Annotated in this window: 18 protein-coding genes, 1 tRNA gene and 2 pseudogenes; 8 read left to right on the top strand and 13 right to left on the bottom strand. The window is 59.1% G+C overall.

Annotated features, from left to right (window positions below; genetic code table 11):
- The 6 genes and pseudogenes from JWR14_RS22660 to JWR14_RS22635 form a co-directional block, all read right to left on the bottom strand.
- Nucleotides 1-713 (bottom strand): annotated as a pseudogene (locus tag JWR14_RS22660) (membrane-bound PQQ-dependent dehydrogenase, glucose/quinate/shikimate family); the annotation flags it as partial.
- Between the two features lie 333 nt (nucleotides 714-1,046).
- On the bottom strand, nucleotides 1,047-1,523 hold the full coding sequence (locus JWR14_RS22655; protein WP_299712258.1) for a hypothetical protein: 477 nt from the start codon (nucleotides 1,521-1,523) through the stop codon (nucleotides 1,047-1,049).
- 156 nt (nucleotides 1,524-1,679) lie between these two features.
- Complete coding sequence (locus tag JWR14_RS22650; protein WP_299712255.1) at nucleotides 1,680-2,507, bottom strand: cytochrome c; 828 nt, start codon at nucleotides 2,505-2,507, stop codon at nucleotides 1,680-1,682.
- Nucleotides 2,488-2,985: a DUF2165 domain-containing protein gene (locus JWR14_RS22645; protein ID WP_299712252.1), complete on the bottom strand. Its 498-nt coding sequence runs from the start codon at nucleotides 2,983-2,985 to the stop codon at nucleotides 2,488-2,490. The genes JWR14_RS22650 and JWR14_RS22645 overlap by 20 nt, the downstream gene beginning before the upstream one ends.
- A gap of 26 nt (nucleotides 2,986-3,011) precedes the next feature.
- Nucleotides 3,012-3,701 (bottom strand): response regulator transcription factor, encoded by a 690-nt coding sequence (locus JWR14_RS22640; RefSeq protein WP_299712250.1) that lies wholly within the window; start codon nucleotides 3,699-3,701, stop codon nucleotides 3,012-3,014.
- 40 nt (nucleotides 3,702-3,741) lie between these two features.
- The gene (locus JWR14_RS22635; RefSeq protein WP_299712247.1) at nucleotides 3,742-5,067 is read right to left on the bottom strand and encodes an ATP-binding protein; all 1,326 of its coding nucleotides are present in this window, start codon (nucleotides 5,065-5,067) and stop codon (nucleotides 3,742-3,744) included.
- 175 nt (nucleotides 5,068-5,242) lie between these two features.
- Here JWR14_RS22635 and JWR14_RS22630 point away from each other — a divergent pair, with 175 nt between their 5' ends.
- Both JWR14_RS22630 and JWR14_RS22625 read left to right on the top strand, forming a co-directional pair.
- Nucleotides 5,243-5,410 (top strand): hypothetical protein, encoded by a 168-nt coding sequence (locus JWR14_RS22630; RefSeq protein ID WP_299712245.1) that lies wholly within the window; start codon nucleotides 5,243-5,245, stop codon nucleotides 5,408-5,410.
- A gap of 109 nt (nucleotides 5,411-5,519) precedes the next feature.
- On the top strand, nucleotides 5,520-5,681 hold the full coding sequence (locus JWR14_RS22625) for a hypothetical protein (RefSeq protein ID WP_299712242.1): 162 nt from the start codon (nucleotides 5,520-5,522) through the stop codon (nucleotides 5,679-5,681).
- Here JWR14_RS22625 and JWR14_RS22620 read toward each other — a convergent pair.
- Nucleotides 5,664-6,329, bottom strand: a complete 666-nt coding sequence (locus tag JWR14_RS22620; RefSeq protein WP_299712239.1) for a MarC family protein — start codon at nucleotides 6,327-6,329, stop codon at nucleotides 5,664-5,666. The genes JWR14_RS22625 and JWR14_RS22620 overlap by 18 nt on opposite strands.
- A gap of 220 nt (nucleotides 6,330-6,549) precedes the next feature.
- On the opposite strand from JWR14_RS22620, the gene JWR14_RS22615 reads away from it, so the two are divergent.
- Complete coding sequence (locus JWR14_RS22615; protein ID WP_299712236.1) at nucleotides 6,550-7,617, top strand: alpha/beta hydrolase; 1,068 nt, start codon at nucleotides 6,550-6,552, stop codon at nucleotides 7,615-7,617.
- On the opposite strand, the gene JWR14_RS22610 is transcribed toward JWR14_RS22615, so the two are convergent.
- The 3 genes and pseudogenes from JWR14_RS22610 to nhaR form a co-directional block, all read right to left on the bottom strand.
- The gene (locus tag JWR14_RS22610; RefSeq protein WP_299712233.1) at nucleotides 7,602-7,889 is read right to left on the bottom strand and encodes a hypothetical protein; all 288 of its coding nucleotides are present in this window, start codon (nucleotides 7,887-7,889) and stop codon (nucleotides 7,602-7,604) included. The genes JWR14_RS22615 and JWR14_RS22610 overlap by 16 nt on opposite strands.
- Before the next feature lie 295 nt (nucleotides 7,890-8,184).
- A pseudogene (locus JWR14_RS22605) lies at nucleotides 8,185-8,452 on the bottom strand (LysR substrate-binding domain-containing protein); the annotation flags it as partial.
- Between the two features lie 1,176 nt (nucleotides 8,453-9,628).
- Nucleotides 9,629-10,525 (bottom strand): transcriptional activator NhaR, encoded by an 897-nt coding sequence (gene nhaR, locus JWR14_RS22595; RefSeq protein WP_299712228.1) that lies wholly within the window; start codon nucleotides 10,523-10,525, stop codon nucleotides 9,629-9,631.
- 383 nt (nucleotides 10,526-10,908) lie between these two features.
- Here nhaR and JWR14_RS22590 point away from each other — a divergent pair, with 383 nt between their 5' ends.
- Both JWR14_RS22590 and JWR14_RS22585 read left to right on the top strand, forming a co-directional pair.
- The gene (locus JWR14_RS22590; RefSeq protein ID WP_299712225.1) at nucleotides 10,909-11,877 is read left to right on the top strand and encodes a TIM44-like domain-containing protein; all 969 of its coding nucleotides are present in this window, start codon (nucleotides 10,909-10,911) and stop codon (nucleotides 11,875-11,877) included.
- A gap of 467 nt (nucleotides 11,878-12,344) precedes the next feature.
- Nucleotides 12,345-13,310: a TerC family protein gene (locus tag JWR14_RS22585; protein ID WP_299712261.1), complete on the top strand. Its 966-nt coding sequence runs from the start codon at nucleotides 12,345-12,347 to the stop codon at nucleotides 13,308-13,310.
- 436 nt (nucleotides 13,311-13,746) lie between these two features.
- Here the strand turns inward: JWR14_RS22585 and mntR are convergent, their stop codons facing one another.
- Nucleotides 13,747-14,193: a manganese-binding transcriptional regulator MntR gene (gene mntR, locus JWR14_RS22580; protein WP_299712223.1), complete on the bottom strand. Its 447-nt coding sequence runs from the start codon at nucleotides 14,191-14,193 to the stop codon at nucleotides 13,747-13,749.
- 248 nt (nucleotides 14,194-14,441) lie between these two features.
- On the opposite strand from mntR, the gene JWR14_RS22575 reads away from it, so the two are divergent.
- The 3 genes from JWR14_RS22575 to JWR14_RS22565 all read left to right on the top strand — a co-directional run bounded on the left by JWR14_RS22575 (nucleotide 14,442) and on the right by JWR14_RS22565 (nucleotide 17,512).
- Nucleotides 14,442-15,800 (top strand): Nramp family divalent metal transporter, encoded by a 1,359-nt coding sequence (locus JWR14_RS22575; protein WP_299712220.1) that lies wholly within the window; start codon nucleotides 14,442-14,444, stop codon nucleotides 15,798-15,800.
- Nucleotides 15,801-16,570: 770 nt separating this feature from the next.
- On the top strand, nucleotides 16,571-16,831 hold the full coding sequence (locus JWR14_RS22570; RefSeq protein WP_299712217.1) for a hypothetical protein: 261 nt from the start codon (nucleotides 16,571-16,573) through the stop codon (nucleotides 16,829-16,831).
- A gap of 312 nt (nucleotides 16,832-17,143) precedes the next feature.
- Complete coding sequence (locus JWR14_RS22565) at nucleotides 17,144-17,512, top strand: nuclear transport factor 2 family protein (RefSeq protein WP_299712213.1); 369 nt, start codon at nucleotides 17,144-17,146, stop codon at nucleotides 17,510-17,512.
- A 2,228-nt stretch (nucleotides 17,513-19,740) separates the two neighbouring features.
- Here the strand turns inward: JWR14_RS22565 and JWR14_RS22560 are convergent.
- Together JWR14_RS22560 and JWR14_RS22555 are read right to left on the bottom strand one after the other, a co-directional pair.
- Nucleotides 19,741-19,817 (bottom strand) — tRNA-Ile (locus JWR14_RS22560).
- A gap of 190 nt (nucleotides 19,818-20,007) precedes the next feature.
- Nucleotides 20,008-20,535: sigma-70 family RNA polymerase sigma factor (locus JWR14_RS22555; RefSeq protein WP_299712210.1), on the bottom strand; the 528-nt coding region annotated here is incomplete at its 5' end.

Below are 20,535 nucleotides of genomic sequence, written 5' to 3'. Positions count from 1 at the left end.
TCGAGCGCAAACAGGATCTGATGCGGCGAGCATAGATAAAGCAGGTCGCCGATCTTGATTGGCGTGACTTCGTTGGTAATCTCGACAGGATCGTTGGGCCCCTTCATGTCACCTGTTCGAAAGGTCCAGGCCACCTGGAGATTCTTCGCATTATCAGGCGTGATCTGCTGCAACGGCGAGTAGCGAGTGCCTTCCTGGGTGCGGCCATAGGCGGGCCAGTCTGCAGCGTCGATCGCGGCGCTGTTGCCGCTCGTGGGCGCAGCAGCATTCAGTGTGCCGTTGACCTGCTGCGGGTCATTGAAGCTCGCGTATACGAGTACACCCGCCCATGCCACGAGCGCAATGACGAGCGACGCGACACCCAGCTTTCGGTCGCCCGCAAGCCGCCAGCTCATGAGCAGCAGCAACCACACGCCGAAGATGACGAGCACACCGGAGCGCGGCGCGAGTGCCCAGAAGTCGGGACCTGACTCAAAGAGCGCCCAGATTGCCGTGCCGATCAGCACAAGCGCATAGAGTAGGAGTGCGGCGGGACTGCGCCGCCAAAGCAGCCAGGCCACGACCAGCAGCACGACGCCTGTGACGACGTAGTACGCCGAGCCGCCCATCGTGAGCAGCCATGCGCCACCAATCAGCAGATAGAGCGCAGTCAGTACCGTAAAAAGCAATGTGATGACGCCGATCACACCCCGCGAATTCGACTGACTGGTCATTGATCTCGTCCCTCTTCTTTTGAGTGGATACCGCCTGCCAGTGGCCGACGCCGGATTCACACGCCGGAGCACAGAAAAAGCATATCAGAACGCGTGCATCATCTCAGCGTACACGCCGCTTTACGATTCGCCCGCTATTGGGCTCGTCGCTGAGGACGAATCGCATGCCGTCGCGAACGCTGAGAACGCACCGTTCCTGCTGCTATTCACCTAGGCGATGATTCCGCAGAGGAATGAGCGCGCATCTAGGTTATAGGTCGTTCAGAGTGCATATGGCAAGGGTTGGTTGCCAGAGTCGGGCAAGCATCCTGTGGGGATCGAGGATATAACTGATCAGAGGCCGGTCCGCGGTTCATAAGGTTTGCCGGGATGGTTCTGAATCGCGGCGAACTGCTGCTTGAGCAGCGAACTCACGGCCGTCTTTTGGCTGTTGTTCAACCCTTCGTAGAAAGTGATCCACGCATTGGCTGACTGCTCGCGTGCCTGGGCATCTTCCTTTTCCACCTTCAGGTTCGCTGCATGAATAGCACGCAGATCGAGAATCTGCGTTTGCTGCGCCGCCTGAAACTGATGCTGAAGTTGATCTTCATTCATCCGTGCGGCGAGATGGCTCTGACGCATGGTGTCCATTGCAACGTCATAAGCCGTTTGCTGCGTTGTACTGAGGTTCAGTTGTGGCTGCAAGGATTTCATCTCTTCAATGAATTGATTTTCGGCTGGCGCGGCGAGCGTGCCGGCCTGGGCCGAGCCAAATGTCACTGCGAGCGCCGCGGCGGCCGCGATGAGAATGCGCATTGTGTTAATTGCCATGATGCTTCTCCTTATGTTTAGTCGTTGAGCTGGACCGGCAATGCTTGCTGCCAAATCCATAGGACAAAATCGTAACGACCAACAATTAGAAGAGAATGAGCGGCGCCGTCGGAGTGTCAGTTGGCGCATCGCACGCCTTCGAGCACGCCGTCCGCTCTACTTGCGCCTATGGGCCATGTAACCCAGATAAGCGATGATCGCATCGAGGTCAGGGTCGCTAAGGAGGGCCTTGTCGAAGCCTGGCATCTTCATGCCCGACCATTCCCGGATTGATTTCGGATCGCGGATATAGGCCCTTAGCGCCCACGGCTGGAAGTACTCGGTCGGATTGCGCGGAAGGTTCAGATCCGGACCGACCGATGCGTCGCCCGCGCCGTTCATGCGATGACAAACCATGCACTGCGTGGCGAAGAGCGCCTGTCCGCGGCGAACGGGCGAGTTCGCCGGCACGCTGTTATCCACAGCGAGTTGCGGCCATTTCACCGCGCGCGACGCCACCACACGGATGGCATTGATCTGGTACGGCCATTGTTCACTCATCACACCCGACGCGCCCGGATTGATCCACACGAGATAGAACCGACCGGTATCTGTTCCCTTCAACGTCCGAGGCCAGGGCTTGTCATGGGGTTCGATAGCGAGCCACGGTGTCGCCCCGTGGCCACTATCGTCACGCACGAGCGCCGCCGGCAAGTTGGTGACGAAGCCGTCGGTGGCAGTGATCTGCAGTTCGGCATCGGCGGGCAACGTTCGCACGCCGGGCAGCGATCGCAATGGCACGGCGCGGTAGGTCATCGTGCGATGAAAGGTGACGTCGTCCGGGACCCGGATCGTCGCGGCATCGGGCATGGCGAGCAAGGCTTCGGTCGTGAGCGTTGCGGGCTTTCCCGTATCGACCAGTAACGTTGCAGCCATGCAAGGGAAAGAGATGAAGAGCAGCAACATTGCCTGCACCAGTGCGATCTTACGCAGCGATATCGTCATTGCGAAGGCTCACGAAAATCAACACGAGTGCAAAGGTCGCAAAGAACCGGAACGCACTTTCCTCTCCGTTCCATGTAGTCGACATCCACATGTCGAACCATTCGCCGCCAATCGACATGAAGGCAACCTGCCACGTGAGGAACCCGAGCGTGAGCCCTGCAATCGCCATCCGTTTTGCGTGGCTGAACGCCGATCCAGCCGCCCGGCGCGCGCGCCAGATATTGAAGGCGCCGATCCAGCAGCACACTGCGGTCGCTGTTTCGAGCGCAATGATCAGCATGTAACCGGCGTTCTGCACGACGGGCGATGTAATCGCGCGATACCGGTTCGCGTTGTCCGGAAAAGTCGTGTCCATGAGGAATACATGCTGCACGAACGCAAGGTTGCTGCCGTAGTCGGTGAGGTTGCCGAAGCTTACGAGTGACGCGAGCAGCGCCATCGCCATCACGAGCAGAAGTTTCGAAACGCGGACGATCACATGGGCCTCGCCAGGTCGTTGGAAACTCAGTCGTCGGAGGGTTTGCGCACTTGCGGCATGCCGAGCATGACCGTCCAGCCGAGTCCGCGCACATTGCGGATCACGCCCTGGCCGAATTTCTTGCGCACTGAATGGATCAGGACATCGACGGCGTTGCTTTCCACTTCCTTGCCCCAGCCGTACAGCTTGTCCTCGATCTGCGCACGCGAAAAGATCGTTCCTGGATGTTCGAGCAGCGCGTGCATCAGAGCGAATTCGCGGGCGGACAACGCGCCGGCCTTATCGCCGAACTTAAGCGTGCACTGGTCGAGATTGAGGCTGAGGGTGTCATCGCCGAGCCGGGACACGGCGTAACCCGCCTTGCGCCGCAGCACCGCGCGCATCCGCGCCAGCAGCTCGCCGACTTCGAAGGGCTTCAGCAGATAATCGTCGGCGCCAATATCGAGGCCTTCGATCCGCGTGTCGAGATCATCACGCGCGGTCAGGATCAGCACCGGCACCGGATTGCCACCGGCACGCGCGGTGCGCAGCAAGTCGATGCCCGACATGCCCGGCAAGCCGATATCGAGCAGGACGACAGTGTAGTCGGCTGCGCTCATGGCCTCGCGTCCAGCGACGCCGTCGCGCACCCAGTCCACGGCGTAGTCCGCGTCCTTCAGTGCACGCATCAGGCTTTGCCCGATCTGGAGATCGTCTTCGACCAGCAGGACTCTCATGCCTTTCTCCTTTATCGACCGACACTTCCGCCCAATATTCTCACACGCTCGCCAGCGGAAAACTCACCGCCGCGACAATCCCCGAGCGGCCATCACGGCGGTTGTGAATAACCGCCTGGCCGCCATACTTTGCCGTAATCGCCTTCACGATCGACAGGCCGAGACCGGTGCCCTCCACGTCCGCGTGCGTATCCGAGTTCGCGCGAAAGAAGCGGTCGAAGACACGCGGCAGCGACTCCTCGGCGATACCCGGACCGGTGTCCGTGACCTCGATCCACAGGGCATCCGCCTCGCGACGCATGCGCAAGTCGATCGTGCCGCCATCCGGCGTGTAACGCACCGCGTTGCTCACGAGATTCTTGACGGCAATAGCGACATCCGCCCGCGAAGCGGCGACCTTGTCGGTGAGCATGGCTTCGGCGCCAATGTCGATACCCCGCGCCGACGCGATCGGCAGCACGCCGGAGACGGCATCGACCACGATTGGTGAAACATCCGCAGGTTCTATCGCGGCGCCGAGCGGCGCGTCCGCGCGGGCGAGCCGCAGCAACTGCCCGATCAGCATGCTGCTGCGCGTTATTCCGCTGCGCAATTCCTGGAAACGCTCCTGGTTGCCGGCCACGATATGCGGCTGCAGATTGTCCGCCTGCAACTGCAGCGCGGTGAGTGGCGTGCGCAGTTCGTGGGCGGCGTCGGCAATGAACTTGCGTTCGGATTCGATCACCTGCGCGAGCCGCGCGATCATGCGGTTGATCGATTCGACGAACGGCAGCACTTCGCTCGGCACGCCCGTGACGGGCAGCGGCTTCAGATTCGCGGCATCGACGGATTGCGCGGCCAGCCCGAGTGGCGTCAGCCGTCGCAGCGTGCGATGCACGATCACGACGACAGCGAACAGCACGAGCGGCAAGAGGATCAACGTGGGCCAGAGCGTGGTCAGCGCGGTTTCACGCACGAGCTCGTCACGCACGGACGAACGCTGCGCTACCTGGATCACGCTTTCGTCCTGGCGCAACGTGTAGATGCGCCAGCGTTCGCCGTTCACGTTCTCCGATGAAAATCCCGCCGCGGCGCTTGCCGGCAGCGACAGTGATGGATCGGTGGAGCGCAGCGGGACATCGGCGCCGGGCTTGCGGATGGTGATCACGATATCGCGCGACGGTTGCGAACCGCGTGCGGGCGCGCTCGGGATCGCATCGGCGAGATCGCCGCGCATGCGCATGGCGACCTGCTCCAGGCGCAGGTCGAGCAGGGCGCTCCCGCCGGTGCGGCAGAGCTGATACGTGCTGACACTCTGCGCGATGGCGACAACGCTGACCAATATCGCCAGCGCGATGATGAGATTGTTGCGGAGCGAAGGTCTCATGGAAAAAGCGCGTGAAGGCAAATGAAAACGATGAATTCATCAATCGATACCACTTCTGGCTCAAAGACCCAAGCGCCGCGAGGGACCGCGCGTGCTCATTTTGTGCTCATTCTTGCTTGTGAACATGCAGTTATCCGAAGCGGTGGTTCGCTTCACCACCAACCGGAGATGACTCGTGTTCCAGCTCTTTAGCAACCATTCGAGCGCCAACAACAGCGATCAGACTAGCTTGCGCACAAACGACAACGTATTGACCGACGAAGTCGCGCGACCCGCTGAACGTCCTGCTACGTATGACGAAATGCTGCCCTGGCTGCTGCTCGGCGCCGTGGTCGGCTTCTGATCCGTCCGTGCCCACGACCTCGCTCATTTTCCCCTCATTCTGCATCATCAGAATCCTGTTCATCGATACGGCGCACCACGCGCCTACAGCACAAGATAAGGAGCCCGTCATGATCACCTCGCTGCAAGCCCTGCTCGACATATCGCTTGCCATTGCCAGCGCCGCCCTCACCGTCGCAGTGTTCGCGACCCTGGTTCAGCTCGCCGGCGTGGTTCGCCAGCGCGCGACGGTCCTGCTGCAGCGTTCGCACGATTCAGCGCGGATGCAATGAATCAAGCAGTTCTGATAGCCCGAGCCACAGGATTTGCACGCCGATGCAGAAGATCGCGAACGCGAAGAGCCGCATGGCGACCTGTGTGCCGGACGGTCCGAGCAGCCGCTGGACGTTCGCCACGAAGCGCACGCACAAGTAAATGGTGATGCACAGCAGCGCGAGCGCCACGCCCACGCCAATGAAATGAACCGGCTGCAGGCCGCTGCGCGGCGTACCGGTGCCAAGCGCAATGGCGACCGAGATTGCCCCGGGACCGACCGTTATCGGCAGCGTTAGCGGATAGAACGCCTTTGAGTTCAGCGAAACACGCCGATGAGACGCCCCGTCCGGTTGCGCTTCCTCGCCTGGGTCAGCGCCGGAGTCATCGTCGGAGGACTGGAGCAGGTTCCAGCCCGCCATGGCGATGATGAACCCGCCCGCCACGCGCAGCACGGGAATCGATATCCCGAGAAACGACAGCAGGTACGCGCCCACCGACAGCGACGCCAGCAGGATCACGAAGCTGTTCACCGCGATGCGCCGCGCGATGTCCGCACGCTCGGTCGGCGTCGCGTGCGGCGTGAGACTCAGGATGATGAACGCCGCCGCAGGCGGGTTGATGATCGGGAACAACGCCGCGACAATCAGCAGAACTGTCTTGGTCATTTCGTGGATCACGGCGTCCATCCGTTCAGGTGAGCAAAGAAGGCCGGGCGGCCCGGGCGGGCAAGCGCACGACCGTAATGCATGCAAGATTACCGAATACTGCGGCGGGTCGACTACCGGGTCGACTACGCCTGCTGGCAGGATTTCCGTGCTTTCTTGCAGCGGAGTATGGGGACTTTAACCGTGGGATGCTGGCTTCACACACTATCAGGAGTGTTACATGAGGCATTTGCAGGCTGTCGTCGTTGTGATTGCGTGCGCGTTGGCGCTGCTGTCAGCACCCGCCCTCGCTCACGATCTCCAGTTTCCCGCCGAAAACGCATGCCCCGAGGTGGCGCACCGGCCCGACCGGGACCCCGCGCTGCGGCAGCAGATCGCGCACACGGCGAGCGGCGATATCGCGTATTACCGCTTCGGGCATGGGAGTCCGGTTGTGCTGCAGACGGGCTATCGCGCAACCGTCGCCGAATGGGACGTCGCGTTTCTTGCGGCGCTTGGCGAAAAACACGACGTGATCGTCTTCGATAACCGCGGCATCGGGCGCTCGCAACCCGAGGCAGTGTCATTCACCGTGGAGGACATGGCGGGAGACGCCGCCGCGCTGATCGACGCACTGCATCTGCGCGACGTAACGGTCATCGGCTGGTCGATGGGCGGCGCAATCGTGCAGCAGCTTGCCATCGGCAGGCCGGCCGCGCTGCGCCGGATCGTGTTGATGAACGCGCCTGCGCCGGGACGGCTCGGTGTGCCGGTGCCACCCGAAATTGCCGCAGTGCTTTCCGGTGAGCCTGGCACCACCTTCACGAGCGTCATGCGTGTGCTGTTTCCGCCAGTCGCGCTCAATGCCGCGCAACGATGCTTCCGGGCGAACATGTTCAGTCCCGCCGATTACGGTTCGCCCAAAATCACTGCCACGGTGACGCAGGGCCAGTCAGCGCTGCTGCGCGACTGGGCCGGTGACGACGCCACAGAAGTCGCACTCAAGGCCGTGCAGGCCGACACGCTGATCGTGGGCGGCGCTGACGACGTGGTCCTGCCCCCGCAGAACTCGGACGCGCTGGCACGGTTGATTGCTGGGGCGCGGCTGTGGGTGGTGGCATCGGCGGGACACGCAATGATGTATCAGTATCCCGATGCGCTCGCCGCATTGATAGACGGTTTTATCGAGCAAACGGCGCGCAACTCGGGCGGCAACTCGGGACGCAACTCAATGCCCGGCGCCGCACTGATGAAATTGCGCGCGACGCCCTTAGCCGTCGACGCGCGCGGACATCAACGCGCCCAGTAGGCGTATCCGCAATTCCAGCAGCCGTAGTGCTGCGGGTAGGCATAGCCGTATCCATAGGGACGCCCGTAGTAGCCGGCCACGACCGGCGGTGGGGCGTAGTACACGGGCGGCGGTGCAGCATAAACCGGCGCTGCGACGACCACGGGCACGGCCGGCATGACCGGATACACGGGTGCGGAAAAACCGATGCCTACGAACACATGCGCCTGCGCGCAGGTAACTAGGCCGCAACCGAGCGCGGCGGCGACTATCAAGTAACGAATGGTTTTCATTTTTGCTCTCCTGTCATGCGATGCAAGCGGTTCGCTGTATCGGATGAAGGCAGTGTGGGCCGCAAGAATGAGCAGAAAATGAGGACGCGGTGCTGTTAGCGTCGATACGGCGCGATCTGGAGGGTCGTTTTTTTCGAGTTTTTTCGGACAGCACGCTCGGTATGGTTTTCACACGACGCCGCTCAGCAGTGGCCCTGGTCGCATTGGGACCGTTGAGCGGGTACCGTCATCCATGAGCAGTCATTGCCCAAAACACCGCCAAGCAGGATTGCCTCGCCGTATTCAAACGGCTGTGTCACGCATCATGCCGGGCGGTGATAGCTGCATGTTGTGCCATCAGCTCAGCGAACCAATCGATGAATACGCGCAGTTTGATGTTGACATGTCGGTTCGGCGGAAATGCCACGTAATCGGCATAGGATCGAGGCGCCAGCGCTCGAACTGGGGCGCCAACTCGCTGCGGTCCATGTGCGCTTTAGCATGTAGTCCGGCAGCCAAAGAACCCCGATGCCGTCCAATCCGGCCGCGAGATACGCATTGCTGTCGTCGACCGCTAACACGTAGCACGTAGCGGCCTTGAACTACGCATCACAACCGTTCGACTCAACTTGCTTTTTTATCATATGTAAGCGTCTTGCGGGAAAAGGTAACAACCATCTGTTTCTAGAATAGAACTATTACAATCACCTTTCTTAACTCGCGTATCAAAGGTGATTTGATGGTCCTATACCACCGTGGCGCAGCGATTCAAGCCTCGGTTACGAGGCAAGGCAATACGTTCGTAGCCCGCGCTTGTATCTTGGAGGAGGACGGTGAATCCACGTCATTGGGCGATCTCGGGCAATTCGCGAATCAAAATTCCGCCTATGAGTTTGCCCTGCTCAGTGCGACTGCTTTTGTCGATGGCGATCCAATGCCTCGTTGTCCGTTCGCAGGCCGTTCAATCGTGTAAAGGTACGATAATTATTTAGTGATACGAATCAGCACAGAGCAGGCGTCCATGCCGGGACGGTGCCCCCTCAGATTCGCAGGTAGCAGACGACAGTCAACTCGCGGAGCACGTTGCCAGTACTTTGCGCTGTTGCCTGGCTTGAATCATGAAACGACGAATCGTGAAGAAATCTCTTTTCGTAGCATCCCTGCTGGTTGTTGCCCTTACGGCCTGCAACAACTCTAGCGAACCGGCTGGTCCAAGCGCTTCAAGCGATACGTCGGCTGCTTCGGACGCAGTTGCTTCGGCATCGGGTGCAAGCCAGTAGGGCTTCGCCAGTAAGTTTCCTCGCAAGACTTGCCAATCCCAAGCCTGAACACGCAGGCATGACCCAGCTTGACGATGCGGTGGTTTGAAACAAACACGGTTGCACGCCAGGAGGGCAAATGGACAGACCCGAAAAAACAAAGTTCAAATTCACTCGCACGCGCGGTAAGCACCGCACATGCGACGTAACGCTGAACGTCGTGCAAAAAGGCTCTGACGTCTGCGTCTATGCTGGGCGGGTAAAGTCCGAGCGCCATTTTAAGGGTAGAGGATGGAGGAATCTATTTTTGCTAAGCAAAGCGAGGTGCTTCGCAAATGCCGTAGGGAGTCGGAGGAGACTAAGACGAAGAGGCAAGCGCTATTTGCTGCTTCGGGCGTCACGGACGGCTCTGATGTGATGGACGATTCCCCCTTTCGGGGGTAGACATATGCCAAAGTTGAGCAACGGCGACTTCCACGGAGGTAGCCCAAGCGGGGCTCTCTACATATTAAACAATTCGCTGCGCGCCGCGTCCATGATCATTGCGACAGCCGGGTGGCTGATTCGGCGCTCGATCGAGATTGCGAAAAATTCTTCGACGATGGAATTGATCTGCCCAACCATCGAAAGGTTGTGCTCTGCCTGTAGCTGGCTCTCCAGCACGGTTGGTGCGAACAGCAGGCCGCGCCCTTCACGGCCGAACGCCATGGTCATCGCTCCGTCGTCGAACTCACCGACGATGCGCGGCGAAATGGCATGCGACGCGAGCCAGTGATCCAGTTTGCGGCGCACCGCGGATTCCGTGCCGGGCAGCAACACCGGCAACTGACCGAGTGACAACGGGAAGCGTTTCCTGCCGTTCTGAATCAACGTCCCCGCGCCGAAGCAGCTCAGCGTGGAACGGCCGAGCCGGTGATTGAACGCCTTGATGTTGACGTCGGCGGGAATCGGGGCATCCGCGATGATCAGGTCGAGGCGGTGCACAGCCAGTTGCATGAGCAGCGCGTGCAGCTTGCCTTCCTGACAGATCATACGCAGCGACACGGACCCGCCCAGTGCTGGTTCCAGCAGCCGGTACGCGATCGCCTTCGGTACCGAATCCGCGATCCCGACGCGAAACCGTGTTTGCGCGCCGGATTCGCTCTCGCGCCTCACTGCGCTCTCGAGTTCCGAGCCCAACGAGAATATTTCGTCGGCGTAATCGAGCGCCAAGCGGCCTGCATCGGTAAGTTCGATCGTGCGCCCACTTTTTCGGAACAGCTTTTTATCCAGCGCTTCTTCGAGCAGCTTGATCTGGCCACTCAGCGTTTGCGGCGAGATGTGCAACTGCTCACCTGCCCTCACGATGCCGCCCGCGTGCGCCGCGACCCAGAAGTAATGCAGATGCTTGAAGTTCACGCCCCCTCCCAGCGATCAATAAAAACTGCGGTTTTCTCGAACTATTAGCATCAAAAATACGAATTTTGCATTGCCTCAGGTTCAGTTACATTCAGACTTCGCACTTAGCCGCCAGCGGGCGACTAATGCCAACTGACAGAGGTGACACATGGCTTCGGTTGCGCAATTCCTTCGTTAAAAAGCGTCCCAGACAGTGTGGTCGACCCAGGCATCCGCTTCGGTCTCTACATTCACGGCAACAGTTTTCAGCTTGTCCAGAGCAGATTGCAGGTGCAACGGGCAGCAGGTTTGAGCAGCCAATAATATTACTGTCCGTAATGTTTTGTGCGAATTGAATAGCGCGCAATGCGGGCAACCCCCTGACTTACCGAAAGAGGCTTCTTATGTACACGCAGATCATCGATCGACTTCGAAGTGCTGCCGGCGCGGTAACGCGCGGGACAGCGGCGCTCGGTCTGGCGGGACTGCTTGCCCTCGGCGCCGTGGCGTCGAACGACGCCGAAGCAAAGCGGGTCGGCGGCGGTCAAAGTATCGGGCGCCAGTCGCAGACGGCGTCGCCGTCGGGGCAAGGGCAACGCAGCCAGCAAGCTCAACCGGCGCAGCAGGCCGCGCAGGCGCCTGCCGCGCCGGCGGGCAACCGCTGGATGGGCCCGCTGGCCGGGCTCGCCGCCGGCCTTGGCATTGCGGCGTTACTGTCGTCGTTAGGCCTTGCTGAAGGGCTGGCGCAAATGCTGTCGAATGCGCTCCTGATCGGGCTGGTTATTCTCGCCGGCGTGATGCTGTTCCGCTTCATCGCCAACCGGCGTCGTCCGGATCTCGCTTATGGGCATGGTGCCGCGAACCAGCAGCAAACGAACGGCTCGCAACTTATGAATCAGATCGGGCAAGCGCGGCCTGAAACGAATTTTCGGGGCTGGCCGAGCGCAGCGATGAGTTCGACCGGAGCGGTGGGCGCGGTGAAGGCGCCGGGACTCCCACCGGGACCCGATCAGGCTGCGTTTCTGGCATCGGCGAAGACCATGTTCATGCGCCTTCAATGCGCGTGGGACCGGAACGAGCAGGGTGACCTGTTCGAGTTGACGACGCTGGAGATGTTCGCTCGAATTAAGCAGGATCTGGAAGCTCGGGGCCGCCAGCCGAGCCATACGGACGTAACACGACTTGATGCCGAGGTGCTGGGCACGGAGGAAAGCAATGCGGGTGAAACGCTGGTCAGCGTTCGCTTTTACGGTCAAATGCGGGAAGACGACGCGGAGACCGCCCAGCCGTTCCAGGAGGTCTGGAACATGGTCAGGGACGCGCATGGCGACCAGGCGTGGCGAGTGGCGGGCATCCAGCAGATCGACCGCTAAGGAGTAGCGCAATAACCGGCAGTGGTTCCATGCCGGTTATTGCATATCTGGGCCTTATTTTTTATCAGCCGACACTCGACCGAACGGACAGTGTCAGAGCCGACATCGATCCATAACGCCGCCCTCGCTGGACATGCCCCCGCAACGGAAGCCGTCATATGGGCTGTAAGTCGGGCGCGCCGAATACCATCCCAGCCTGGACCCGAAATCGGCGCTCCGGCGGGCACCCAAACTCCTTGAGGTGTGGGTAGTTCAAACGGCTCTGTTTCAATGAGGATCTCCAGATTAGTTCGACCAAAATGCCTTGAGTCTGTACGCCGCTGTGCCCCTACATATCGTTGAGAAACGGATCGAAGAATTTCTATTTGCGACAGAGCCTCGCTGATGCGCTACAACCCGGTGCGCAACGGCTTCGAGTCCATTGCTGGAAACACCGCCGATCAGTCTGAGAAAACGGCATGACCCCCATGAACATCGCCGCACCGTGGATGTGGGCCGCCTTCATCGTCTTCGTCATTGCGATGCTGGTACTGGATCTGTTCGTCTTCGGCGGGCGCAAGGCGCATCGCGTGTCAGTCCGGGAGGCGCTGGCTTGGGTCATCGCCTGGACCAGCCTAGCACTGGTCTTCGCCGCTATGCTCTGGTGGTATCTCAACGACATGTTCAGCGCGGAGGTCGCCCAGCGCAAAACGCTCGAGTTCCTGACGGGTTACCTGATCGAGCAGTCTCTGTCGATCGACAATCTGTTTGTCTTCGTCATGATCTTCGGCTACTTCGCCGTGCCGCCGGAGTTGCAGCGCCGGGTCCTGCTTTATGGCGTACTCGGTGCCATCGTCATGCGCGCCGTCATGATTTTTGCCGGCGTCTGGCTGGTGTCGCAGTTCGCCTGGCTGCTCTATGTTTTCGGCGCCTTTCTCGTCATCACCGGCATCAAGTTGCTCATCTTCGCTGAACAGCAGCCCGGTCTCGAAAGGAATCCCTTGCTGCGCTGGCTGCGCCGTCACCTGCGCATCACAGACGGTTTTCACGGCGAGAAATTTTTTGTATTCCAGAACGGCCTGCGCTGCGCGACGCCGATGTTCCTGGTGCTGGTGCTGATCGAGGCCAGCGACCTGATGTTCGCGGTCGACAGTATCCCGGCCATCTTCGCCGTCACCACCGATTCCTTCATTGTGTTCACCTCCAACATCTTCGCGATCATGGGTCTGCGCGCGCTTTACTTCCTGCTCGCCGACATGGCTGACCGTTTCCCTCTGCTCAAATATGGCTTGGCCATCGTGCTGGTGTTCATTGGCGTCAAGATGTTGGTCATGCCGTGGTTCCACATGCCGATCCAATGGTCGCTGTCGCTCGTCGGGGGCATCATTCTGACTTCGGTGCTCCTGAGTCTGATCCTGACCAGGGACAAAACGCGAAGCGTGGGACAAGAATGATGGACGAGACAAGTAGTATCACTACTGCCGCCAGGCGATTCAAGTGCGCGTTTCATCAAGCCGGCCGGGCGACCTCGCACGAGCATGGCGTGAACTGCCTCGATTCCGCTAGTCGGGCCGCGACGGTTACCGGGGATCGGTCGATAACGAGTGGTAAGCACGCGAAGAATCGAGCATTCCCCGACAGACCGGCCCTCGCCGCAGGATTGCCGCAGCGCACCCCGGTTGCTTGAGTATGGCCGTTCAGAATATCTTGCTCGCTCACACGGACATTGGGGATTGAGGAATGCTACCTACCGAGGGACGGACATCGTGATTCACCTCTTGGAAGCTTGGACGAACTGTCGAACATGTTCCTACACATTGGGCGAAACCGGTGCACCGACGGGTTTGAATTACCTTAGTAATTTCAGAATACCCTGACCAACGCGATACCTCAGCGTGCCGTCGTCATGGCCTTGCGGAAGGCTCTAAGTGTCTCGGCGCTGACATAATGTTCTATGCCTTCAGCATCCAGACGCGCCGTTTCGGCACTTACGCCAAGCGACAGCAGGAAATTTTCGACAGTCTGGTGACGGACTCGGCTCTGATGAGCGACCTCGCGACCCTCATCCGTCAAAAACACCCCCCGATAAGGCTTGCGGGAAACCAGCCCTTTGGCCGTCAGTCGGGCGAGCATCTTAGCCACAGTAGGTTGTGAAACGCCCAGGCGCGCGGCAATATCGACCTGCCGCGCTTCATTGCCATCCTCGATCAGGTCGGCGATGAGCTCAACATAATCTTCGGTGAGTGCCCCGCGGCTGGCCTCCCGCGTCTGGCGAAACCCTTCGGAGTGGCTATCGGCATCGATAAGCGGTTTCTCGCGTGGGATGGAATGACGCATACGCTTGCGTGTCCTTGCTCTTTTTGTCTATCTTTTAAGTCGATCTAACTTAACATTTATAGCACACGCTTCAATTGTTTATTCAGCGTATATCGTTAAGCTGACGGCCGCCACTACTCTCCTCATTTGAATAAGCGACTTGGAGCGGTGCAAAAAAAGCGTCATCAATATAATATAGCCAGGTGAATAAAGTGGAGCCGGGGGCAAGGCTTTGCCGCCAATCGACTGCCGTTCATCCCGGAGACGCAATGTCAGATCCGCGTAATGCCCCGACTGCACGAAGCGCATGGAAGTTTTCCGGTCCCGAAGAGGACTTCCAGCCAAGCCTGAGGGAAGTGCATGCTTCGATCCGGGTGCCCCAGGGTGGGCGATGGATAGGCCGGTTGCTGGCCTTCATGGGACCCGGTTATATGGTCTCGGTCGGCTACATGGACCCTGGCAACTGGGCGACTGATCTCGCTGGCGGAGCGCAGTTTGGCTACACGCTGCTTTCTGTGATCATGCTGTCGAACCTGATGGCGATCTTGTTGCAGGCGCTGTCCGCTCGGCTGGGCATCGTCACCGGGCGGGACCTCGCTCAGGCGTGCCGGGATCATTACTCGCGGCCGGTGAACATTGCGCTGTGGCTGGCATGTGAACTGGCAATTATCGCCTGTGACCTCGCCGAGGTCATTGGCACGGCTATCGCCCTGCAACTGCTATTCGGGATCCCGCTGATCGCCGGCGCACTGCTTACAGCGCTGGACGCCTTCTTGCTGCTGCTTCTCATGAACAAGGGCTTCCGCTTCCTCGAGGCCTTTGTCATAGCACTTTTGATCGTTATCGCCGTCTGCTTTGGAATTCAAATCTTTGCCGCTGCCCCGCCGGTCGCGGCAATATTGCAAGGCTTCATTCCGAGGGCTGAGATTGTGACCAATCACGAGATGCTGTACGTCGCGATTGGGATCATCGGTGCGACCGTCATGCCGCATAATCTTTACCTGCATTCCTCGATTGTGCAGACCCGCGCCTATGAGCGAAGCGATAAGGGTCGGCGGGACGCGCTCAAGTGGGCAGTGACGGACAGCACGATCGCCCTCATGCTTGCTCTGTTCATCAACGCTGCCATCCTGATCGTCGCCGCTGCCGCCTTCCATGAAAGTGGCCACGCCGACGTCGCGGAAATCGGCCAAGCCTTTAAGCTGCTATCTCCGCTGCTCGGCCTCGGTATCGCGTCGATACTGTTCGCCATCGCGCTGCTTGCTTCGGGTGTTAACTCCACGGTAACAGCGACATTGGCCGGGCAGATCATCATGGAGGGTTTTCTCAGGTTGCGCATCCCGAACTGGGCGCGTCGTCTGCTTACTCGTAGCATCGCCATCGTTCCTGTGGTGGTGGTTACCGCGCTCTATGGTGAGAAAGGGACCGCTCAACTTCTGGTTTTCAGTCAAGTCATTTTGTCGATGCAACTGCCTTTCGCGGTCATCCCCCTTGTGCGGTTCGTCACGGACAAGCAAAAGATGGGCAAGTTCGTTGTCCCCACTTCAGTCGCGATCCTGTCGTGGGCCGTGGGCGGCATCATCCTCATCCTCAACTTCAAGCTCTTATATGACACCCTGTTCGGTTGATGAGTAAGTGCCTCCCGGCGTGCAGCCAGGCAATTGGGCCATCATCAGACACCTCCCGGTCGTCGCCGTTCAGTTGCTCTGTCGCTCCTGCATGGCTTTCAGTGATGCCGGGTTGGCACAAGCTATGCGGTTGTCAAATCACTGGTTGCTAGTGACGCGGTTCAAAGTTTGGTCAATGGATGAACACAGAGCCGGTCTGCTTTCACCAGAGGGCCGGACGAAGCGGAAATCGGGTACCGAACGCTAAGCCGGAGCGGTTCAAAGCTTAGTCTTACTACTGGCAGCGAGGAGCGGCTGGCGACCGCGCAAGACGTCCCACGATGCCCTGTTGAGAAATACGCATCGCTCCGATGTAGAGTGCGCAGGGCCGCCTTCTCATCACGCCGCGCGTTCATTCCGCGAATTACCGCCGACGAACAGTCGAGTGCTGTTCTCCCCCTCCACGAATGCCCTTTCAATTCTTGCATGTGCGAGCTATAACACAATTGCAGTTCGGTTCTTAAAAGCTAGTGGACTTACAACGTCCTTTTTTCGGCCTGCTTATGGCTCTCCGTTCTGCATCGCCCGGTACCATCCCCGCGTTGTCGGCTAACACAATCCCTTAGAAAATTCGGCGTTTGGCATAGAGCATGCCATTAACCGACCCTCGAGTTCGCCCGCCCATACGGGGCCGGCGTCGGCTCTGTTCGACCATTCGGAGCGAGCGACAGAAATCAGCAAGGAGCGGAGCAAAGGTCTCAGGCTACTTGCACGTGAATCAAGGAGCTAAGATGAAATCACGTTTAATATTGGCAGCGGGCACGGCTTGCCTGCTCGTAGTGGCAACGGCACATTCTCAAAGCCTGCAGCAAGAAGGGCAGTCACCCGGGCAACCAGCGACGCAGCAGAACGCGGCAGGTCCGGCAGGACCTGCGCAGTCTGGCACCGATGTCTCGTATGGCGGCATTCCGGCTACTCGCAGCGTGGCCGGAGGTATGCGCTCCATGCCCTGCAGAAGCGGACCGCAATGCAACATCTTCTTTGGTCATTGAATAGGTAGGCCCGTCGCGCGAAAATCGGACTACGTCGCGTTTTGGACCGGTCGCACGACTTCGCAGAAGGTGCGAGCGCACACGCAGGTCGCGGCTTTATTCAGTCGATTCGCCACCCGTTGCTGGGTGGCCTTTTTCTTTAGCTGCCCACCAAGGGCGAACTGGAAGAAGGCGAGGCTGGCAGTCGCGGACCTGGTGAAAGGCACACTTATAACCCAACGCAATCGCCGTAAAGCTAGTCAGGCTGTGCCGCGTCAGCGGCGTATGCGAGGCTTGACAGTGGCAGGAACACGAAGCATAGGGAGGCATGCCATGCATACGATTGATGACGTCAGCGCAATTGGCGAAACAGTAAACGCGTTTTTTGCTGGCATGCATACCGGCGATACCGAACGTCTCCAAGCGGCATTCCATCCAGCCGCTAACCTTTTTGGCTATTACATGGGGGACCTTTGCCAGCAGTCTCTTGGCGACTGGATGGAAGAGGTGGAAAGCAGCCCAAAGCCATCCGAGAGTGGCGAACCATTTGACATGCGGATTGTGGCAATCGACCTGACCGGTCGCGTAGCCACGGTCAAGACAGCCGCGCTCTATCAGGGCCTGCGTTTCACGGACTATCTGACTTTGGCCAAGATCGAAGACCAGTGGAAGATTGTCAATAAAGCCTATCACCATGACTGATGGGAGATGACCAGAGGCACGGCATAGCTAATCGACTTTCGAAAGCGCTGGGCCTCTTGCGGTCGTTCTTCAAATAAACGGGGCGGCACTGCGCTTTTTTATCCGCTTTACGCAGCCTCGCCTCGAATAGTTGAGCGCGCTCCTCGGAAAACGGTCCCAGTACTGGCAGCCGTGCTCTCCGAATGCTCGCCTAAGCGCACTCATCGAAGCGAAAGTGGGTGTTCGCTTCTCGCGTGCCTACATTTGGCAGATTGCGACAAATCTCGGACTTAAGCACCGCCTTTCCAAATCGCGTCAGTGAAAGGCACCCTCGGCAAATGGCAGTAGAGACGACCACGCGCGTTAAGCCACGTACCCCGGGCTACCTGCTAAACAGGTGCACGACAAGATATGCCAGCTCCGACAATGACTGTAGAAGTTGCGCCAAGCTGTGAGCTCCTCAGGTCTGTCTGCGTGTATGTATCTGCGTCGTCGTTGAATCAATGTCTGACACCAAGTCTCTCATACCTTAGGCTGGAGCTGGGCTGTCCGCACTGATGCGTCCGGTTGCGCCCGGTCCGCTTTTTGTACGACGCGGCGTGCGCTGTGCGGATAAGTACCTTCCGCCATTCTTTGGTCGAATGCATGCACTGCCGCAAAGTCGCCTCGTCGATGAACGCGTCGTCAACTTCGTATGCCGAAACGTCAACCGGGAGATGACCCAGATGGCACCGCGTCAAAGTACCTTGTCGAGCATACTCGTCTGAGGTCTTGAGCTCGCGTCGGCGCGGGTGCCGTCTCCATTACTGACGCCCACGCGCCTAGACCGGAAATCGTTGAGCAGCAAGACTAAGTCCCTCTCGTTGGGACGCCTGCCCCATGTGCTGTAGCCGGCGACCGAAACTACGGCCAACCAAGACTGCGGTGGGAACCACTCAGCCCGAAGCGCTGTTTCCTCGAATATACGAAGGCGCCCGCTATCAAGATGAAATTCAGCTCGCATCGTGATGCCGTCGAACTGTTTGCTCGCAGAGATGGGTTCGTTCAGCATCGGTCGCTCCTAATTCCCATTCGGCGGCCTGCGCCGGTAGCGTGTGTCCCTCAGCGAAAGACCTCAGACACTAGACTGATACGTCGGCGTATCTCCTTCTGCCGGTTATCGCACGTTGACGCCGAGAAGCGCTTCCTATTGCGTTGACGCCAACGCTTTGATGCAACCGGAAGCCGGGCGCGACCGACGAAATTCCCAGATCGAACCCGAATACAGTCCTACGACCGACTGAGCAACGCGACTGCGCTTTTAGCCATACCGGGTCAGGCGGACGCCGATGAGAGGTGCGCTGTCGATTGTTCGGCGTGGAGGACAGAAGCTTCTGGATTGATGGTCATCTTTTTGGTCGAACCTGACTTTTGAGCGGCGAAAAATTGTTGCATGAATTCGTCAGTGGTCGACGTGCAGCGGAAAGGCCGTGTTCCGGTAAACGCGTACTACAACATGCCAACTCGCCAGCCCCATACGGGCCCTAACTTCGCGAAAATGACGTCTCTCCTGCCAATTCGGGACGACTCTTGTCAACGCTTACTGCTTCTACGAGAAAGTGAAACGACGTCTGTGCATTGCACACTTGAGACGGCCGCTGAACTCGATCCACCGCAGCAACAGGATTAACAGAAAGATTGCGCCTTCCTGACAGTCGCGGCAAAGCCGTCATGAGAGCGAGCGAGACCAGCCTATGTCGAAGGCACTTACGGCGTTCCAATAGCCTGCCGCCGTTATTTGGCTGGGCGGTGTCGACGCCAGGCATCTCGGGTACTTTTGGAAACCCGTTCAATTGCGCATCGCGGCCAAGCCAGGCAAGTGAATGACGTCGCTCTGCGAACTGCCTGCTGGCATCACGCCTCTCCGGCCGCACATCTGCGATGACGTCGGTCTATGAGTTCGGTCTACGGTGAGCGGCTATCGCATATTGTGCGAGTCCGCGCCGACTACTCTTTGACTTCACACAGTTAGGCAGGATCCTGGCTGGCAAACAGCTGCGCGCGCCTCGTCGCGCCGGTCCCGAGCCTCTTTCAGCGAAACTTCGGGATTGCAGGTAACTCTCCCAAGCGACGAAAAATCACCCCCACAAAAACCCGGCTGTCACAGGATTAAACGAGATGTCTTTGGACACCCCAGACAGCAAAAAGCCCGCTCGGAGCGGGCTTCGGCGAAGTCATCGGACTTCTTCGGACTTCCTGGAACGGCAATGTGGTGGGCCGGGTGGGATTCGAACCCACTATCGGTCGATTATGAGTCGACAGCTTATACCAATTAAGCTTCCGGCCCTTTTGGAGCAAAACGCCCTGCCGCGAGTCAACGAGCTACTGAGGGGTAGCGTCGGACGACGCTTCCAGCGCCCGTAGAAATTAATCCGACTGCACTCGCAAAGGTCTGCGAGTTTGCCTTGAAACGCTCTATAAAACAAGCGCGGCGGGCCCATTCAGCCCGCCGCGCTTTGGGTCTCAACAACCCAGCATCAATTCCCTTCCAGGAACGACTTCAGCTTATCCGAACGGCTCGGATGACGAAGCTTGCGCAGCGCCTTCGCCTCGATCTGGCGAATCCGCTCACGTGTCACGTCGAACTGCTTGCCCACTTCCTCGAGCGTGTGATCCGTGCTCATCTCAATACCGAAGCGCATCCGCAACACCTTCGCCTCGCGCGGCGTCAGCGAATCCAGCACGTCCTTTACCACGTCGCGCATGCTGGCGTGCAGCGCGGCATCGGCCGGCGCCACCGTGTTCGTATCTTCGATAAAGTCGCCAAGATGCGAATCGTCGTCGTCACCGATCGGCGTTTCCATCGAGATCGGCTCTTTCGCGATCTTCATGATCTTGCGGATCTTGTCTTCCGGCATTTCCATATTTTCTGCGAGCTTTGCCGGATCCGGCTCAAGCCCGGTTTCCTGCAGGATCTGCCGTGAAATACGGTTCATCTTGTTGATCGTTTCGATCATGTGAACCGGAATCCGGATGGTCCGCGCCTGGTCCGCAATCGACCGCGT

The sequence above is a fragment of the Caballeronia sp. genome (assembly GCF_028292365.1).
Classification (GTDB): domain Bacteria; phylum Pseudomonadota; class Gammaproteobacteria; order Burkholderiales; family Burkholderiaceae; genus Caballeronia.
Note: the sequence above shows the minus strand (reverse complement) of the source record. Positions and strands in the feature narration are given on the sequence as shown.

Excerpts from the sequence above, each read along its gene's own strand:
- JWR14_RS22570 (WP_299712217.1), top strand. The coding sequence starts at position 16,571 with ATGAAATCACGTTTAATATTGGCAGCGGGCACGGCTTGCCTGCTCGTA.
- JWR14_RS22655 (WP_299712258.1), bottom strand. The coding sequence starts at position 1,523 with ATGGCAATTAACACAATGCGCATTCTCATCGCGGCCGCCGCGGCGCTC.
- mntR (WP_299712223.1), bottom strand. The coding sequence starts at position 14,193 with ATGCGTCATTCCATCCCACGCGAGAAACCGCTTATCGATGCCGATAGC.
- JWR14_RS22575 (WP_299712220.1), top strand. The coding sequence starts at position 14,442 with ATGTCAGATCCGCGTAATGCCCCGACTGCACGAAGCGCATGGAAGTTT.
- JWR14_RS22625 (WP_299712242.1), top strand. The coding sequence starts at position 5,520 with ATGATCACCTCGCTGCAAGCCCTGCTCGACATATCGCTTGCCATTGCC.
- JWR14_RS22620 (WP_299712239.1), bottom strand. The coding sequence starts at position 6,329 with ATGACCAAGACAGTTCTGCTGATTGTCGCGGCGTTGTTCCCGATCATC.
- JWR14_RS22585 (WP_299712261.1), top strand. The coding sequence starts at position 12,345 with ATGAACATCGCCGCACCGTGGATGTGGGCCGCCTTCATCGTCTTCGTC.
- JWR14_RS22640 (WP_299712250.1), bottom strand. The coding sequence starts at position 3,701 with ATGAGAGTCCTGCTGGTCGAAGACGATCTCCAGATCGGGCAAAGCCTG.
- JWR14_RS22610 (WP_299712233.1), bottom strand. The coding sequence starts at position 7,889 with ATGAAAACCATTCGTTACTTGATAGTCGCCGCCGCGCTCGGTTGCGGC.
- JWR14_RS22635 (WP_299712247.1), bottom strand. The coding sequence starts at position 5,067 with ATGAGACCTTCGCTCCGCAACAATCTCATCATCGCGCTGGCGATATTG.
- JWR14_RS22615 (WP_299712236.1), top strand. The coding sequence starts at position 6,550 with ATGAGGCATTTGCAGGCTGTCGTCGTTGTGATTGCGTGCGCGTTGGCG.
- JWR14_RS22650 (WP_299712255.1), bottom strand. The coding sequence starts at position 2,507 with ATGACGATATCGCTGCGTAAGATCGCACTGGTGCAGGCAATGTTGCTG.
- JWR14_RS22565 (WP_299712213.1), top strand. The coding sequence starts at position 17,144 with ATGCATACGATTGATGACGTCAGCGCAATTGGCGAAACAGTAAACGCG.
- JWR14_RS22590 (WP_299712225.1), top strand. The coding sequence starts at position 10,909 with ATGTACACGCAGATCATCGATCGACTTCGAAGTGCTGCCGGCGCGGTA.